This is a genomic window from Burkholderia sp. E168m22, assembly GCF_001319805.1.
Lineage (GTDB): Bacteria > Pseudomonadota > Gammaproteobacteria > Burkholderiales > Burkholderiaceae > Burkholderia > Burkholderia orbicola.
The window spans coordinates 136,130-152,424 of record NZ_BBSK01000009.1; the positions used below are offsets into that span (position 1 = coordinate 136,130).

Annotated in this window: 14 protein-coding genes; 6 read left to right on the forward strand and 8 right to left on the reverse strand. The window is 68.6% G+C overall.

Going from position 1 to position 16,295, the window contains the following annotated elements; translation table 11 throughout:
* Window positions 1-55 precede the first annotated feature (55 nt).
* From AP428_RS01400 to AP428_RS34470, 5 genes are all read right to left on the reverse strand, one after another.
* Window positions 56-1,225 (reverse strand): MFS transporter, encoded by a 1,170-nt coding sequence (locus AP428_RS01400; RefSeq protein WP_054927415.1) that lies wholly within the window; start codon window positions 1,223-1,225, stop codon window positions 56-58.
* 222 nt (window positions 1,226-1,447) lie between these two features.
* The gene (bluB, locus tag AP428_RS01405; protein WP_054927416.1) at window positions 1,448-2,191 is read right to left on the reverse strand and encodes a 5,6-dimethylbenzimidazole synthase; all 744 of its coding nucleotides are present in this window, start codon (window positions 2,189-2,191) and stop codon (window positions 1,448-1,450) included.
* Window positions 2,192-2,363: 172 nt separating this feature from the next.
* Complete coding sequence (locus tag AP428_RS01410) at window positions 2,364-3,362, reverse strand: 2-hydroxyacid dehydrogenase (protein WP_054927417.1); 999 nt, start codon at window positions 3,360-3,362, stop codon at window positions 2,364-2,366.
* A gap of 30 nt (window positions 3,363-3,392) precedes the next feature.
* Window positions 3,393-4,376, reverse strand: a complete 984-nt coding sequence (locus AP428_RS01415) for a LysR family transcriptional regulator (RefSeq protein WP_054927418.1) — start codon at window positions 4,374-4,376, stop codon at window positions 3,393-3,395.
* Between the two features lie 359 nt (window positions 4,377-4,735).
* Complete coding sequence (locus AP428_RS34470) at window positions 4,736-5,095, reverse strand: hypothetical protein (RefSeq protein ID WP_156349291.1); 360 nt, start codon at window positions 5,093-5,095, stop codon at window positions 4,736-4,738.
* A gap of 68 nt (window positions 5,096-5,163) precedes the next feature.
* Between AP428_RS34470 and AP428_RS01420 the strand changes: the two genes are divergently transcribed.
* Window positions 5,164-6,375 (forward strand): alanine--glyoxylate aminotransferase family protein, encoded by a 1,212-nt coding sequence (locus AP428_RS01420; RefSeq protein ID WP_054927419.1) that lies wholly within the window; start codon window positions 5,164-5,166, stop codon window positions 6,373-6,375.
* A 27-nt stretch (window positions 6,376-6,402) separates the two neighbouring features.
* Here AP428_RS01420 and AP428_RS01425 read toward each other — a convergent pair whose 3' ends face one another.
* Window positions 6,403-7,338 carry a helix-turn-helix domain-containing protein gene (locus AP428_RS01425; RefSeq protein ID WP_012327997.1) on the reverse strand — a complete coding sequence of 312 codons (936 nt, stop codon included), beginning with the start codon at window positions 7,336-7,338 and terminating at the stop codon, window positions 6,403-6,405.
* Between the two features lie 134 nt (window positions 7,339-7,472).
* Between AP428_RS01425 and AP428_RS01430 the strand changes: the two genes are divergently transcribed.
* Window positions 7,473-8,363, forward strand: coding sequence for a DMT family transporter (locus tag AP428_RS01430; RefSeq protein ID WP_012327998.1), 891 nt, complete (start codon window positions 7,473-7,475; stop codon window positions 8,361-8,363).
* Window positions 8,364-8,482: 119 nt separating this feature from the next.
* On the opposite strand, the gene AP428_RS01435 is transcribed toward AP428_RS01430, so the two are convergent.
* Complete coding sequence (locus tag AP428_RS01435; RefSeq protein ID WP_011544703.1) at window positions 8,483-9,697, reverse strand: MFS transporter; 1,215 nt, start codon at window positions 9,695-9,697, stop codon at window positions 8,483-8,485.
* A 334-nt stretch (window positions 9,698-10,031) separates the two neighbouring features.
* Here AP428_RS01435 and xdhA point away from each other — a divergent pair, with 334 nt between their 5' ends.
* The 4 genes from xdhA (at window position 10,032) to AP428_RS01455 (ending at window position 15,276) form a co-directional block, all read left to right on the forward strand.
* Window positions 10,032-11,612: a xanthine dehydrogenase small subunit gene (gene xdhA / locus AP428_RS01440; protein ID WP_054927420.1), complete on the forward strand. Its 1,581-nt coding sequence runs from the start codon at window positions 10,032-10,034 to the stop codon at window positions 11,610-11,612.
* Between the two features lie 18 nt (window positions 11,613-11,630).
* The gene (gene xdhB, locus AP428_RS01445; RefSeq protein WP_054927421.1) at window positions 11,631-13,994 is read left to right on the forward strand and encodes a xanthine dehydrogenase molybdopterin binding subunit; all 2,364 of its coding nucleotides are present in this window, start codon (window positions 11,631-11,633) and stop codon (window positions 13,992-13,994) included.
* Window positions 13,995-14,081: 87 nt separating this feature from the next.
* Window positions 14,082-14,750 carry a xanthine dehydrogenase accessory protein XdhC gene (gene xdhC, locus AP428_RS01450; RefSeq protein ID WP_054927422.1) on the forward strand — a complete coding sequence of 223 codons (669 nt, stop codon included), beginning with the start codon at window positions 14,082-14,084 and terminating at the stop codon, window positions 14,748-14,750.
* A 124-nt stretch (window positions 14,751-14,874) separates the two neighbouring features.
* On the forward strand, window positions 14,875-15,276 hold the full coding sequence (locus tag AP428_RS01455; protein ID WP_054927423.1) for a polyketide cyclase: 402 nt from the start codon (window positions 14,875-14,877) through the stop codon (window positions 15,274-15,276).
* A gap of 61 nt (window positions 15,277-15,337) precedes the next feature.
* Here the strand turns inward: AP428_RS01455 and AP428_RS01460 are convergent, their stop codons facing one another.
* Entirely contained in the window at window positions 15,338-16,282 is a 945-nt protein-coding gene (locus AP428_RS01460) for a LysR family transcriptional regulator (protein ID WP_054927424.1), read from the reverse strand.
* Window positions 16,283-16,295: the final 13 nt, after the last annotated feature.

Sequence of the window (16,295 nt, forward strand, 5' to 3'; positions counted from 1 at the left end):
GAAGGCCATCAGGATCGGATGGAGTTGCGTACGCAACGATCGCAGCAGGGTGATGTCACACGTACTCGGTTGGCACGACCACCGGCCGGCGTTCGAGCGACGCCGACCACAGCGTGAGCGCGAGCGCCGCGATGGCCATTGCGACGCCGACCCACGGCAGGCTCACGAGCGACACGCCCGAGCCGATCGCCATCCCGCCGAGCCACGCGCCGGTCGCGTTGCCGAGGTTGAACGCGCCCTGGTTGAGCGTCGACGCGAGGTTCGGCGCGTCGCTCGCGCGATCGACGATCATGATCTGCAGCGGCGGCACGATCGCGAACGCGAGGATGCCCCACACGAAGATCGTCGCGAGCGCGGCGAACGGCAGATGCATCGTTCCCGCGAACAGCGCGAGGACGATGCCGATCAGCGCGAGCGTCGCGATCAGCGACGGCATCCGGCGCCAGTCGGCGAGCTTGCCGCCGAGCGTGCCGCCGACGGTCAGGCCGAGGCCGAACAGCAGCAGCACGTAGGTGACCTGGCGCGGCGAGAAGCCCGTCACGTCCTCGAGGATCGGCGTGATGTACGTGAACACGCTGAACAGGCTCGCGGACGCGAGCACGCTGATGCCGAGCACCATCAGCACCTGCGGGTGCTTCAGCACGCTGAATTCGCGCGTGATGCTGGTGTCGGGCAGCGCGAGGTTCTTCGGCAGGCACACCGCGAGCGCGGCGGCCGCGGCGATGCCGATGCCGGTGACGGCCCAGAACGTCGCGCGCCAGCCGAACGCCTGGCCGAGCGCGGTGCCGAGCGGCACGCCGAGCACGTTCGCGAGCGTGAGGCCGGTGAACATCAGCGCGATCGCCTGTGCGCGGCGGTTCGGTGCGACGAGGTTGCTCGCGACCACCGAGCCGATCCCGAAGAACGCACCGTGGCAGAACGCGGTGACGACGCGCGCGGCCATCAGCACCGCGTAGCCGGGCGCGATCGCGCAGAACAGGTTGCCGGCGATGAACAGCCCGATCAGGCTCATCAGCGCACGCTTGCGCGGCATCTTCGCGGTGACGATCGCGAGGATCGGCGCGCCGATCGTCACGCCGAGCGCGTAGCCCGACACGAGCATTCCGGCGGCCGGGATCGACACGCCGAGGTCGCGCGCGACATTGGGCAGCAGCCCCATGATCACGAATTCGGTGGTACCGATTCCAAATGCGGCGACGGCAAGGGCGAAAAGAGGCAGGGGCATCGCGGTAGGCTCGGGAAAGGATGCCGCTCGAGCCAGGCGCGGGAGGCGCGGGGCGGGCGGTCGGTGAGGCGAACGTCAGCCGCGATTCTACTTCAGTGAAAACCCCTATGCTTGGGGCCAAAACGGGTGTTGCCGGCGTGCGACGGGGTGGTGAGCGGGAAGCTCACAGTGTGGGATTCGCGGGGGGCCAGGGCCGGGATGATGGCGGCTGCCGGGAGGGGATCACGCGATGCGTTCGGACGACCCGTCGCGCATCGCGTCCGGCGTGTGCTTCGTTTCGCTGTCCCCATCCGCTGGCGCCGCAGCCGATCTGGCCCCATCGATCGCCGCCGGATCGTCCCAGCCGTTCTCGAACAGGCAGGCTTCGATCGGCATCCGCGCGGCCCAGCGCTCTGCTTCGAGCATCGGCTTCGCATAGAACGCGTCGACGTGGCCGACGCACAGCACGGCGATCGGCTTCGCGCCGTCGGGCATCCGCAGCAGCGTGCGCAGCGCATCGACGTCGAACAGCGACACCCAGCCCATCCCGAGCCCTTCCGCGCGCGCGGCCAGCCACATGTTCTGGATCGCGCACGCGGCGGAGGCCAGATCCATCTCCGGCAGCGTGCGGCGGCCGAATACGTGGCGTTCGCGGCCGTCGGCGAGCGCGACGACCAGCAACTCGCCGCATTCGCGCACGCCTTCGACCTTCAGCCGCATGAATTCGTCCTGGCGCTCGCCGAGCGCGTCGGCGGTCGCGCGGCGTTCGGCCTCGACCAGCGCGTGGATCGAGGCGCGCAGGGCAGGATCGGTGATGCGGATGAAGCGCCACGGCTGCATGAAACCGACGCTCGGCGCATGGTGCGCCGCGCGCAGCAGCCGCGCGAGCACGGCCGGATCGACGGGCGCCGGCGTGAAATGGCGCATGTCGCGCCGTTCGAAGATGGCACGGTAGACGGCGGCGATGTCTGAATCGTCGAAACGCATGAGCGGCAAAGGCAGGGAAGGACGTCGGCGCAACGATAGCAGACGGCGCGCGCGAAACGTTACTTCAACCGAAACAATGCGCTGAATTGTTGACGAGGACGAGTGCGGTGCGCGGCAGCACGCACGAGCAAACGATTGCGGATGCGCTGCACGCCATCAAACGTGCGGTTTCTCAGCGGTTTGCGGTCACGACGTTCTGCGGCGCGACCGCATGCCACGCCTCGATGTTCAGCAGCGTCGTGTGCGCGATCTCGGCCAGCGCCTCGCGCGTGAAAAACGCCTGGTGCGACGTGACGATCACGTTCGGGAACGTCAGCAGGCGCGCGAGCACGTCGTCCTGCAGCGGCAGGTCGGAGTGATCCTCGAAGAAGAGCCCGCTTTCCTCCTCGTACACGTCGAGCCCGAGATGGCCGAGCTGGCCGCTCTTGAGCGCGTCGATCAGGGCCTGCGCATCGACGAGACCGCCACGCCCGGTGTTGATCAGCATCGCGCCGTGCTTCATCCGCGCGAGCGTCCGCTCGTTGATCAGGTGGTGTGTCGACGGCAGCAGCGGGCAATGCAGGCTGACGATGTCGGCATGATGCAGCAGTTCGTCGAGTTCGACGTAGCGCGCGCCGAACGCGATCAGCTCGTCGTTGTACGGCGGCACCGAATGCGCGAGCACGTGCATCCCGAAGCCCATCATGATCTTCGCGAACACGCTGCCGATGATGCCGGTGCCGATCACGCCGACGGTCTTGCCGTGCAGGTCGAAGCCCAGCAGGCCGTTCAGCGAAAAGTCGCCTTCGCGGGTGCGGGCGACCGCGCGCGGCAGGCGGCGATTGAGCGCGAGGATCAGCGCGACCGCGTGCTCGGCGACCGCATGCGGCGAATACGCGGGCACGCGCACGACCGTGATGCCGAGCCGTTCGGCGGCGGCGAGGTCGACATGGTTGAAGCCCGCCGAGCGCAGCGCGATCAGCCGCGTGCCGCCGTCGGCGAGCCGTTCGAGCACGGCCGCGTCGACGGTGTCGTTGACGAACGGGCAGACCACGTCATAGCCGTGCGCGAGAATCGCCGTTTCCGCGTCGAGGTGCGACGGCTGGAAGTGCAGCCGATAGCCGAACTGCCGGTTGGCGGCGGTGAACGAATCGTCGTCGTACTGCCGGCTGCTGAACAGGATCACGCGCACGCTGCACCTCCGATGGCTGACGCGCGCAGTTTACTGCAGCCCCGTGACGATGTCGGAGCGTTCGGGGCCGCGTACCGGCCGCAGGAAGCCGTAATCCGCCTGCTCGCGGGCGGCCGGCGCGCTGAAGTGCTCGAGCGCGTGCTCGACGAAGCTGCGGGTGCGGGCCGGCACGTACTGGCGGTTCGGATAGACGAGCGACAACTGCGCGTCGGGATCGTCGATCCGGTAGCCGGCCATCAGCCGCACGAGCGTGCCGTGGTTGAGCGCGTCGGCGACGCACGGCTCGGGCAGCACCGCGATGCCGGCGCCGGCCACGGCCGCCGCCTGGACGAGCGCGAGCTGGTTGACCGTGCAGGCCGGGCGCACCGTGACCGAATGGGCGACGCCGTCGTGGCCGACCAGTTGCCACGTCGGCGCGTGCTGGTGCGGCGCGAGCGTGACCCAGTCGTGGCCCGGCAGGTCGTCGGGCACGCGCGGCTCGCCCCGGCGGTCGAGATAGGCCGGCGCCGCGCACGCGACGAACGGGTTCGGCGCGAGCGCATGGCCGATCAGCGTCGGGTTGCCGTCGAGCCGGGTGCCGGTGACGATGCCGACGTCGTAGCCGGAATCGAGCACGTCGAGCGGCCCTTCGGCGACGGTCAGCTGCACGCGTAGCTCGGGGTAGCGGTGCCGGAAGCTGCTGACGAGCGGCGTCAGCGCCAGCGGCGACAGCAGCCCCGACGCGACGACGCGCAGCGTGCCGGCCGGTTCGCGCACGGCATGCGCGACGGACGATTCGAGGTGGTCGAATTCCTCGAGCAGCGCGCGGCAACCATCGAGGTAGCGCACGCCGGCCTCGGTGAGCGACAGATTGCGCGTGGTGCGATGGATCAGCCGTGTGTTCAGGTGGCCCTCGAGCATCGCGATCGAACGCGTGACGAGCGCATTGGACACGCCGAGATGGTGCGCCGCGCGCCGGAAGCTTTGCTGCTCGGCGACGCAGACGAATACACGCATGGTCTGAATCTGGTTCATGGCTTGCGTATTTCTGGCCCGGTTGATTGATTATGGTTGTGATTTTTCGCCGCGCAACGTCGAAAGCGCATCGCGCGGCTCCAGCTTGCCCTCGTATCGAAAAATCGATTTTTCGATTCCGTAGACAATTGTTCAATACAGAACCGATATCCGTCAACCTGAGAAAATGGGCGGCTTGCGTAAAATCGAAATCGCGGGTACCGGTTTAACGCTGCAATGCAGCAAGAACGCACCGGACAAAACCGAGTCGGTATTGGAGTATGTGTCGATTTGGAGAATATTTATCAAATTAATCAATGTGTTGCGGGTGGTTCGAGCGAGCCGGTACACGGCAGTGCAGGAGTCGTTCCCCAATATGATCAGGAATGGTGGATGTTTTTTCCACGTTCGGATTTTGTGTATCGAATTCGCTCCGTGATTTGTATCAGGTGGCCGGTGTATTGCGTTCGATCCGCCAATTGTGCTGAACGGCCGGTTTCGAAGAATCGTCTTGATATTGGCGAAGAAAATCGCGCGTACGGAACCCGAATGGAACCGTTTCGCAACCGGGGGCAATCCTTTTTCCAATCCGGAAGATCATCGCGCATGCGGTGCATGGCCGTCTGGCCCGGTTCGATGACCGGGCCACCGTCGCGCTGTCCGGACGTGCGTGCCTCTTGCGCGAGGCGGCGGAACACGGAATGATCGATCAATTCGCCGCGTGCAACGGGCGCGTGCAACAGGCGCCGCTCCACTGGCCCCGTGCTGCGGGCGTTCGAGCACTTCCTTTCCTCATCCTTTTCCAGCCATGTCCATCGATTACTCGCCGATTCCCTGTCCCGTCGTCGTGCCGCTCGACGCGATCCTGCCCGAAGAACCGCTGCTGATGATGGGGGCCGGCCCGGTTCCGATCCCGGCCGCGGTGGCCAAGGCGAACACGATCGTGATCAACCATCTCGGCGCGACGATGGCGAAGATCATCGAGCAGGTGAAGGAGATGGCGCGTTACGTGTTCCAGACCCGCACGAAATGGGTGCTCGGCGTCGCGGGCCCGGGCTCGGCCGCGATGGAAATGGCGATCTCGAACCTCGCATGGCGCGGTACGCGCGTGCTGTCGATCCGCAACGGCTTCTTCAGCGCGCGGATGGCCGAGATGGCCACGCGCGTCGGCGCCGACGTCGCGACGCTCGAAGTGGCCGATCGCGCGGTGGCGAGCCTCGACGAGATCGCCGACGCGATCGCGCGCGAGCGGCCGGAGATCGTCACGATCGTGCAGGGCGAGACGTCGAACACCGTGTGGAACCGCGACCTGCGCGACATCGCGGCGCTCGCGAAGGCGGCCGGCGCGCTGGTCGTCGTCGACGCGGTGTGCACGCTGTCGACGATGCCGCTCGAGATGGACGCGTGGGGCATCGACGCGGTGATCACCGGCGGCCAGAAGGGGCTGTCGTCGATCCCGGGCGTGTCGCTGATCGCGTTCTCCGATGCCGCGTGGGAGCGCATGAAGACGCGCCCCGAGCCGAACGCGCACTGGTGTCTCGACATGGCGCTCGCGGAGAACTTCTGGCACAACGCCGGCTATCACTACACGGCGCCCGTGTCGGGTGTGCTCGCGCTGCACGAGGCGCTGCGGCTCGTCTGCGCGGAGACGCTCGAAAGCCGCTTCGCGCGCCACCTGCGCTGCTCGCTGGCGCTGCAGGCGGGCGTCGAATCGATGGGGCTCAAGCTCTATGCGCCGAAGGACTGCCGGCTCAATTCGGTGGTCGGGATCGAGACGCCGGAGGGGCTCACGCCCGGGATGGTCTGCGGCCATATCTCGAAGCAGTACCAGGTCGAGATATCGGGCTCGTTCGGGTTGCCGATCGTGCGGATCGGGCAGATGGGCGAGCAGTGCCGCGAACACAACCTGTTCCGCACGCTGCATGCGTTCGGCCGCACGATGGTCGACCTGAAGGTGCCGGTCGACCTGCCGGCCGGCGTCGCGGCGCTCGAACAGGAACTGTCGCGGCGCGGCACGTAAGCGCGGAACAGCGGCAAGGGGCCGCGCTCAGCGGCCTTGCATCGCGCGCCGATACGTATTCGGCGTCGTGCCGTGCGCGTCGCGAAAGCGATGGCTGAAGTGGCCGGCGTTCGCGTAGCCGCAGTCGGCTGCGATCTGCGCGAGCGGCAGCGACGTCGTGCGCAGCAGCTCGCGGGCCCGGGCGAGCCGTTGCTCGGCCACCCACGCGTGCGGCGCGCGGCCGAACGACAGCCGGAACATCCGCGAGAAATGGTATTCGGACAGCGCGGCGACCTCGGCAAGTTCGCCGAGCGTCAGCGGCTGCGTGAGATACGTGTCGATGTAGTCGCGCACGCGGCGGCGCACGGCCGGCGCCAGCCCGCCGCGGAACGACGTGTCGGTGCGCGTCGTGCTCTGGCCGCGCAGCAGCAGGCTCAGCACTTCGTGCGCGGTCTCGTTCACGCGCAGCCGCTCGTCGGCATCGTCCCAGCCGTCCAGCGCGAGCGAGCGCAGCAGCGCCGCGACGCGTGCATCCTCGAAATAGGTGCGATCGGCGAGCTTCAGCTCGCGCGGCTCGCGATCGAGCTCGCGGATCGCACGCTGCGTGAAGTGCTCGGGCAGGAAATAGAGGTGGATGAAATGCATTTCGCCGCGCACCCACCAGCGTGATTCATGGTCGCCCGGCAACGCGCACAGCAGGCTCGGCGCGCCGTAGCGCGGCACGCGCTGGCGCTCGGTCCGGTAGCCGCCGTCGAGGTAGCACGACAGCGTGTGGTGGCCGGGTTGCTCGTAGACCGTCTCGCTTTCGTCGGTGATCCGCGTCCATTCGGCGATCGCGAGGTGATCGCCGAGCCATGCGAAGCGTTCGAGCGTCGCGTTCGCGTCGGCGAGCGTGCGGCAGACCGACTGCAGGCCGAACGGCAGATCGCCGCCGGCCAGGGCGGCGGCGCGGTCGACGGGCGGGGCGCAGAGGGAGAGACTCATGATGCGCCGAGTATAAGCGGGTGCGCGGCGCCGCGCGCGGCGCGCCGAAAAAGACCGCAATTCCGGACAATCGGCGCGCGCGGTGCGACGGCATAGTCGGGATCCCGATTCACCCGATTTTCCGGAATGCCGCCATGAACCTGTCGCTTTATTTCGTCACCGTGCTGATCTGGGGCACCACCTGGATCGCGATCAAGTGGCAGCTCGGCTCGGTGCCGCCGCCCGTGTCGATCGCGTGGCGCTTCTGGCTCGCGGCCGCCGTGCTGTTCGCGCTGCTGCGCGTGATGCGCCGCCCGGTGCGCCCGCCGCGCGAGGCGTGGCGCTTTCTCGTCGCGCAGGGCTTCGCGCTGTTCTGCCTGAACTTCCTGTGCTTCTACTACGCGGAGCAGGTCGTGCCGAGCGGCCTCGTCGCGGTGATCTTCTCGACCGCGCCGCTGCTGAACTCGATCAACGGCCGGCTGTTCATGGGCCGCCCGCTGCGGCCGTCGGCGATCGCCGGCGCGCTGCTCGGCCTGACGGGCATCGCATGCCTGTTCTGGCAGCAGATGGCCGGCCATCTCGACGACCATGCGACGTGGACGGGGCTCGCGATCGCGTTCGCCGGCACGATGTGCTTCTCGGCGGGCAACCTGTTGTCGAGCCGGATGCAGTCGATGGGGCTGCATCCGCTCGTGACCAACGGCTGGGCGATGCTGATCGGCGCGGCGATCCTGACCGTCGGCAGCGCGGCGGCCGGGATGCCGTTCACGCTCGACACGAGCCCGCGCTATCTCGGCGCGCTGGTGTATCTCGCCGTGCCGGGGTCGGTGATCGGCTTCACCGCGTACCTGACGCTCGTCGGCCGGATCGGGCCGGAGCGCGCGGCGTACTGCACGGTGCTGTTTCCGATCGTCGCGCTGGCCGTGTCGACGGTGTTCGAGGGCTACCAGTGGTCGCCGCTGGCGGTGCTGGGGCTGCTGCTCGTGGTGGCCGGCAATCTCGTCGCGTTCGATCTCACGCGGAAGCTGTTTCTGCGAACGGCGTGATCGATCCTCACTGTCGTCATATCGATCGACGGATGAAAAAACGCCCGCATCGCGCGGGCGTTTTATTTTGGCGGCGGGGCGAAGGTCGCGGCCGGCCGCCGTGCACGGCGCAGGCGGCATCACGCCGCCGCGCCGCTCCCCGCGACGCGCGCCTGCCGCTGGTACAGCACCATCGACAGCGCGACGCCCGCGGCGGCCGCCACCGCCGCGAACAGGAACACCTGCGGATAGCCGAACGCACCCGCGACATAGCCGGCCAGCGGGCCGGTGATACCGAGCGACAGATCGAGGAACACCGAGTACGCGGACAGCGCCGCGCCGCGGCTCGCGGGCGGCACGAGCGCGACGGCCTCGACGCCGAGCGCCGGGAAAATCAGCGCGAAGCCGAAGCCCGTGAGCGCCGCGCCGACGAGCGCGACGTGCGGCACCGGCGCGAGCCACAGCAGCAAAAGGCCCGCGGATTCGAACGCGAACGACACGATCGCGACGCGGAAGCCGCCGTAGGTCTTGATCGTGTTCGCGAACAGCAGGCGCGCGCCGATGAACAGCGTGCCGAATACCGTCAGCGACAGCGCGGCGTTCGGCCAGTGGCGCGCCGCGTAGTACAGCGTGACGAAGGTGGCGATCGAGCCGAAGCCGGCCGAACCGAGCGCGAGGCCGAGGCCGTGCGGCAGCACGCGCGTGAACACGCTCGCATACGACATCCGTTCGCCGTGCACCAGCGGCACCGGCGCGATCAGGCGGGCGAGGTAGAAGCCGAGCGCGGCCAGCGCGATCACGATCACGCCGATCAGCGCCGGATTCAGCGTATGCGCGATCGCGACGCCGACCGGCGCGCCGAGCGCGAGTGCGCCGTAGGTCGCGATGCCGTTCCACGAGATCACCTTCGCGTTGTGCGCGACGCCGACCCGGCCGATGCCCCACAGGATCGCGCCGGTGCCGCACAGGCTTTCGCCGACGCCGAGCACGAGCCGGCTCGCGACCAGCAGCACGAGGCTCGCGACCGGCCAGTGCGCGAGCAGCAGCGCGACGAGCAGCAGCACGCCCGACACGCCGCAGCCGACCAGCCCGCGCAGCACGGTCTGCTTCGGCCCGAGCGTATCGGCGAGGCGCCCGGCGAGCGGCCGCGATGCGAGCGTCGCGAAGTACTGGACGCTGATCGCGCCGCCCGCGACGATCGCGGAAAAGCCGAGGTCGTCGTGGACGAAGCCCGGCAGCACCGCGAGCGGCAGGCCGATGGTCAGATAGCAGATGAACGTGAAGCAGACGACGGACACGATTTGCAGCGTGACCGCGAACCCGCTGCGCGGCGGTGTGGCGGAATCGGAGGACATGGGGTCGGAACGAATGGCGAAACGAACGGAAAACGGCGGAAAAGGGAATCGGGATTTTCCCATGGAACCGGTTTTCCCGCAGGTACCATTTAGTTAATCGAGCCCCGTTCTGGCGGACCACGGACGGTCGCGGGCGACCGGGACGTGCCCGAGCGCACCGTGCGGCAAGGGTGCCGGCCGGCCGGGCCCGCATATCGCGGCAGTTATATGAGCCGCATGCGTGATGGGCTATGGGTTGCGGAATTTGACGGTGATAGCGTGCAAACTGTCAGAAAAACGTCGGTCGAGCGCTCCGCGCAGGCCGCCTTGCCCCCATTTGAAGACACATCGAGACATGAGTGAGCCGATCCGCTTCTACCATCGTCACGCGATCCGCGAAGTCAGCGGCGCGGACGTGACCCGCACCGTGCTGCAATACCTGCGCGAGGACGCGCATTGCACCGGCACCAAGGAAGGCTGCGCGGAAGGCGACTGCGGCGCGTGCACGGTCGTCGTCGGCGAGCTGACCGATGCCGGCGCGGTCGAGTTCAAGGCCGTCAACGCATGCATCCAGTTCCTGCCGACGCTCGACGGCAAGGCGCTCCTGACGGTCGAGGACCTGCGCCAGCCGGACGGCACGCTGCATCCGGTGCAGCAGGCGATGGTCGATTGCCACGGTTCGCAATGCGGGTTCTGCACGCCCGGCTTCGTGATGTCGATGTGGGCGCTGTACGAGAAGCACGGCCACGAAGGTTGCGGCAGTGCGTGCGCGAAGGCGAAGGACGTGCCGACGCGCACCGAGATCGCCGATGCGCTGACCGGCAACTTGTGTCGCTGCACCGGCTATCGCCCGATCGTCGATGCGGCGGTGCGGATGTTCGATGCGGTCGGCGAAGGTGCGACCGGCGAAGGTGCGCCGGCCGCGCCGGTCGACACGGCCGCGCTCGCCCGCACGCTTGCATCGCTCAAGCGCGACGACACGTTCGACTACACGACGATCGACGGCGCACGCTTCGTGGCGCCGCGCACGCTCGACGCGCTGGCCGCGCTGAAGGCGGAGCGCCCCGACGCGCGCATCCTCGCCGGCAGCACCGACATCGGTCTGTGGGTCACGAAACAGATGCGCCGCCTCGACGACCTGATCTACGTCGGCCAGATCGCCGAACTGCAGCAGGTCGTGCACGGCGACGACTGGGTCGAGATCGGCGCGGGCGTGACGGTCGAGAAGGCCTATGCGGCGCTGGCCGGCACGTATCCGGAACTGACCGAGATGTGGAAGCGCTTCGCGTCGCTGCCGATCCGCAACGCGGGCACGCTCGGCGGCAACGTCGCGAACGGCTCGCCGATCGGCGATTCGATGCCGGGCCTGATCGCGCTCGGCGCGCGCGTCGTGCTGCGCGGCGGCGACACGGTGCGCGAGCTGCCGCTCGAGGCGCTCTATACGGGCTATCAGCAAAAGGACATGGCGCCGCACGAATTCGTCGTCGGCCTGAAGGTGCCGACCCGCACCGGCGCGCGCGACAAGCTGCAGTTCCGCACGTACAAGCTGTCGAAGCGCTTCGACTCGGACATCTCGGCCGTGTGCGCGGCGTTCGCGTTCATCGCGGACGGCGACACGATCCGCGAACCGCGCATCGCGTTCGGCGGAATGGCCGCGACGCCGAAGCGCGCGGCCAATACGGAAGCCGTGCTCGACGGCGCGCAGTGGCACGAAGCCACCGCGCAGGCCGCGATGCAGGCGCTCGAGCGCGACTACCAGCCGTTGTCCGACATGCGCGCGACGAGCACGTATCGGCTCGATACCGCGAAGAACCTGATGTATCGATTCTGGCTGGAGACGCGTCCGCACGACCCGTTGCCGCCGCAAGCCTTGAACGTGCGCGAAGTGGCCGCCGAAGTCGCCGCTGAAGCGGCCAACGACGCGGCGCGCGTCTGACGAGGGAGAACACCGAACATGAACCAGCAAGCAGAACCGTTCCTGAGCACCCTCGATCCGCAGGCCGACGCCGCGCAGGTGCACGTGTCGCGCGCCCACGAATCCGCCCACCTGCACGTGAGCGGGCGCGCCACCTACACCGACGACATTCCGCTCGTCGCCGGCACGCTGCACGCGGCGCTCGGGTTGTCGGCGAAGCCGCACGCGAAGATCGTGTCGATGAACTTCGACGCGGTGCGCGCGACGCCGGGCGTGGTCGCCGTGTTCACGGCCGACGACATCCCGGGCGTCAACGATTGCGGCCCGATCATCCACGACGATCCGGTGCTCGCAAAGGGCGTCGTGCAGTTCGTCGGCCAGCCGATTTTCATCGTCGTCGCGACGTCGCACGAAACCGCGCGGCTCGCCGCGCGCCGCGCGCAGGTCGACTACGAGGAGCTGCCCGCGATTTTGACCGCACAGGAAGCGCGCAAGGCCGAAACCTACGTGATCCCGCCGCTGAAGCTCGCACGCGGCGATGCCGCCGCGCGGCTCGCCGCCGCACCGCACCGCGAGTCCGGCGAGATGCTGCTCGGCGGCCAGGAGCAGTTCTACCTGGAAGGGCAGATCGCGTACGCGGTGCCGAAGGACGACGACGGGATGCACGTGTACTGCTCGACGCAGCACCCGAGCGAGATGCAGCACCTCGTCGCGCACGTGCTCGGTGTCGCGTCGCACAACGTGCTGGTCGAATGCCGCCGGATGGGCGGCGGCTTCGGCGGCAAGGAGTCACAGTCAGGGCTGTTCGCATGCTGCGCGGCGCTCGCCGCGTGGAAGCTGCTGTGCCCGGTGAAGCTGCGCCCGGACCGCGACGACGACATGATGATCACCGGCAAGCGGCACGACTTCCATTACCGCTTCGACGTCGGCTACGACGACGACGGCCGCATCGACGGCGTCGCGCTCGACATGACGTCGCGCTGCGGCTTCTCGGCCGACCTGTCGGGCCCGGTGATGACGCGCGCGGTGTGCCACTTCGACAACGCGTACTGGCTCGGCGACGTCGACATCGCCGGCTACTGCGGCAAGACCAACACGCAGTCGAACACCGCGTTCCGCGGCTTCGGCGGCCCGCAGGGCGCGTTCGCGATCGAATACATCCTCGACGACATCGCGCGTTCGCTCGGCCGCGATCCGCTCGACGTCCGATACGCGAATCTGTACGGCAAGACCGAGCGCAACGTGACGCCGTACGGTCAGACGGTCGAGGACAACGTGCTGCAGGAGCTGCTCGGCGAACTCGAGACGACGAGCGACTACCGTGCGCGGCGCGCGGGCGTGCGCGCCTTCAACGCACGCAACACGGTGCTGAAGAAGGGCATCGCGCTCACGCCGGTGAAGTTCGGCATCGCGTTCAACGTTACGCACTTCAACCAGGCCGGCGCGCTGGTGCATATCTACACCGACGGCTCGGTGCTCGTGAACCACGGCGGCACGGAGATGGGGCAGGGGCTCAACACGAAGGTCGCGCAGGTGGTCGCGCACGAGCTCGGCATCCGCTTCGGCCGGATCCGCGTGACGGCGACCGATACGAGCAAGGTCGCGAACACGTCCGCGACGGCGGCGTCGACGGGCTCGGACCTGAACGGCAAGGCCGCGCAGGATGCGGCGCGCCAGTTGCGCGAGCGACTCGCGGTGTTCGCGGCGAAGCAGTTCGGCGACGGCAAGGTCGACGCGGCCGACGTGAAGTTCGGCAACGACGTCGTGTGGGTCGGCGGCCATGGCGTGCCGTTCGGCGAAGTGATCGCGAAGGCGTACCTCGCGCGTGTGCAGCTGTGGTCCGACGGCTTCTATGCGACGCCGAAGCTGCACTGGGATCAGTCGAAGCTGCAGGGCCGGCCGTTCTACTACTACTCGTACGGCGCAGCCGTGTCGGAAGTCGTGATCGACACGCTGACCGGCGAAATGCGCACGCTGCGCGTCGATGCGCTGCACGACGTGGGCGCGTCGCTGAACCCGGCGCTCGACATCGGCCAGGTCGAAGGCGCGTTCATCCAGGGGATGGGCTGGCTGACGACCGAGGAGCTGTGGTGGAACCCGGGCGGCAAGCTGATGACGCACGCGCCGTCCACGTACAAGATCCCGACGGTGAACGACACGCCGCCCGAGTTCAACGTGCGGCTGTTCCAGAACCGCAACGTCGAGGACAGCATCCACCGCTCGAAGGCGGTCGGCGAGCCGCCGCTGCTGCTGCCGTTCTCGGTGTTCTTCGCGGTGCGCGACGCCGTGGCGGCGGTCGGCGACTATCGCGTGAATCCGCCGCTCGATGGGCCGGCCACCGGCGAGTCGATCCTGCGCGCGATCGGCGCGGTGCGTGCGGCGAGCGCCGCACGGGCAGGCTGAGATGAACCGCCTCTCCACGCTCGCTTCGTGCGCCGGCCCCGACGGGGCGGTCAGCCTCGTCGTCAGGCCGGCCCGGCGGAGGCCGGCATGAACGGCCCCGCTCGTTCGCCTCGTGCCGCGTCGCAGGCGCCCGCTACCGGATGCGACGGCGCGTGCGGTAGCGCGCCGTCGTCGATGCAGCCGTTCGCGCCGGGCACCGGCCAGCGCAACCGCGCGACCGGCGCGCCGGCGCCGATGCACATCGTGCTGTTCGGCGCGGGGCACGTCGGCCACGCGCTCGTCACGCTGCTCGGTGCGCTGCCGTGCGTCGTGCAGTGGGTCGACACGCGCGACGAGCTGTTTCCGGACGAATGTCCGCCGAACGTGCAGCCGGAGCCGACCGACACGCCGGAGGCCGTCGTCGACGCGGCGCCGCCCGGCGCGTACTTCCTCGTGATGACGCACAACCACGCGCTCGACTTCTCGCTCGCCGCGCAGATCATGCGGCGGCGCGACTACGCGTACTTCGGGATGATCGGCTCGCGCACCAAGCGCGTGAAGTTCGAGCGTCGGCTCGCCGCGCGCGGCGTCGATCCGGCGCGGCTCGTGGAGATGGTGTGTCCGATCGGCGTCGCGGGCATCGTCGACAAGGCGCCGGGCGCGATCGCGGTGGCCGTCTGCGCGGAACTGCTGCAGGCCCGCTCGGGCATGCCGGTGGCCGATGCGAAGGCGGCTGCGGCCGGCCGCGCACGCGACGACGTGTCCTGCGCGCGATAAAGCCGCGATAAAGCCACGGTAAAACGGCGACGCCGCGCGGCCGGCGCACGGCCGCGCGTTTTTGCATACACTGCACAACCATGCGCGGCAGCGGGTCGCGCTTCACCTCACCGTGCACGCACCCATGTCCGATCACTCCGTCTATCTCGATGCGCTCGATGCGAGCCTCGTCGCCATCGAGCGTTGGCTATCCGGCGTCGATACCGCGCCCGCGGCGCTCGATGCGCTGCTCGCCGCGTTTTCCGCCGACTTCACGATGATCCTGACCGACGGCCGCATGGTCGACCATGACGGCATGCGCGGGCTGTTCGCGAAGCTGGCCGGCGCGAAGCCGGGGCTGCGCATCACGCTGTCGGAGATCCGCGTGCTCGCGGCCGACGCATCGCATGCGGTGCTCACCTATCTCGAAGCGCAGCACGCGGCAGCGGGCGAGCTGCCCGCGCGCCGTGCGACCGCCGTGTTCACGCGTGATGCGGCGGGCGTCGTGCGCTGGACCCATCTGCAGGAAACCTTCTGCACGGCCTGAGCGGCCGCGCTACCTGACCCGTCGCGCTGCCTGCCCCGTCATGCTGCGCTTCGGCCGCGCGTCAGCGCTTGCGCGTGCGAGCGACCGTCAGCTCGTCGGACACGCTCTGCATCAGCGCGCACAGCCACGCGATGTCGGTCGGCCGATCGGGTTGCGGATGCGTGAGCAGGTAGCTCTTGATGCGCGGGAACGGCACGGGCGGCGTGACGACGACGAGCGGCAGCAGTTGCGCATAGTGTGTCGCGAAGCGGCGCGTCGTCGTGAAGATCAGGTCCGACTGCAGCAGCACCTGCGGCACGATGCCGAAGTACGGCAGCGTCGTCACGATACGCCGCGTGAGGCGTGCGCGGGCGAGGCCGATCTCGATCGCGTTGCGCTTGTCGCCGGTGTACGGCGTCGGCGCGACGTGCGCGGCCGACGCATACGCGTCGCGCGTGAGCGGCGCGCGGGCAAGCGGATGCGCGTCGCGCATCAGGCACACGATCGTGTCGGAGAACAGGTCCTGGCGCGCGAACTGCGGGTCGGGTTTCGGCCAGTTGCCGATCACGAGATCGAGCGCGCCCGATTCGAGCGCGCCCGCGTGGTCGAGCGCGGGATTGAGCGAATCGATTTCCAGATGGGCATGCGGGGCCGCGTCGCGAAAGCGCTCGATCAGCGTCGGCATGAAGAAATCGTTCAGGTAGTCGGGCGCGGCGACGCGGAACGTGCGCCGCGCGGATGACGGATCGAAGTCGCCGTGCGGCGTCGCGATGAAATCGACCTCGCGCAGCGCCCGCGACGCGGCTTCGAGCAGCGACGCGCCGTATTCGGTCGGCACCATGCCCGATTTGCCGCGCACGAGGATCGGGTCGTTCAGCGTCTCGCGCAGCTTGCGCAGCGCGGTGCTGATCGCGGGCTGCGTCTGGTTCAGCCGCAACGCGGCCTGCGTGACGCTGCGCTCGAGCAGCAGCGTGCGCAGCACGCGCACGAGCCAGATGTCGAGCGAGGCGGTACGGTCGTCTTCCATGGGTGGAGGGATT

Bases quoted from the DNA above. Each gene is read 5' to 3' on its own strand.
- AP428_RS01455 (WP_054927423.1), top strand. From the start codon at position 14,875: ATGTCCGATCACTCCGTCTATCTCGATGCGCTCGATGCGAGCCTCGTC.
- xdhA (WP_054927420.1), top strand. From the start codon at position 10,032: ATGAGTGAGCCGATCCGCTTCTACCATCGTCACGCGATCCGCGAAGTC.
- xdhC (WP_054927422.1), top strand. From the start codon at position 14,082: ATGAACGGCCCCGCTCGTTCGCCTCGTGCCGCGTCGCAGGCGCCCGCT.
- xdhB (WP_054927421.1), top strand. From the start codon at position 11,631: ATGAACCAGCAAGCAGAACCGTTCCTGAGCACCCTCGATCCGCAGGCC.
- AP428_RS01435 (WP_011544703.1), bottom strand. From the start codon at position 9,697: ATGTCCTCCGATTCCGCCACACCGCCGCGCAGCGGGTTCGCGGTCACG.
- AP428_RS01460 (WP_054927424.1), bottom strand. From the start codon at position 16,282: ATGGAAGACGACCGTACCGCCTCGCTCGACATCTGGCTCGTGCGCGTG.
- AP428_RS01415 (WP_054927418.1), bottom strand. From the start codon at position 4,376: ATGAACCAGATTCAGACCATGCGTGTATTCGTCTGCGTCGCCGAGCAG.
- bluB (WP_054927416.1), bottom strand. From the start codon at position 2,191: ATGCGTTTCGACGATTCAGACATCGCCGCCGTCTACCGTGCCATCTTC.
- AP428_RS01420 (WP_054927419.1), top strand. From the start codon at position 5,164: ATGTCCATCGATTACTCGCCGATTCCCTGTCCCGTCGTCGTGCCGCTC.
- AP428_RS01430 (WP_012327998.1), top strand. From the start codon at position 7,473: ATGAACCTGTCGCTTTATTTCGTCACCGTGCTGATCTGGGGCACCACC.
- AP428_RS01400 (WP_054927415.1), bottom strand. From the start codon at position 1,225: ATGCCCCTGCCTCTTTTCGCCCTTGCCGTCGCCGCATTTGGAATCGGT.
- AP428_RS01425 (WP_012327997.1), bottom strand. From the start codon at position 7,338: ATGAGTCTCTCCCTCTGCGCCCCGCCCGTCGACCGCGCCGCCGCCCTG.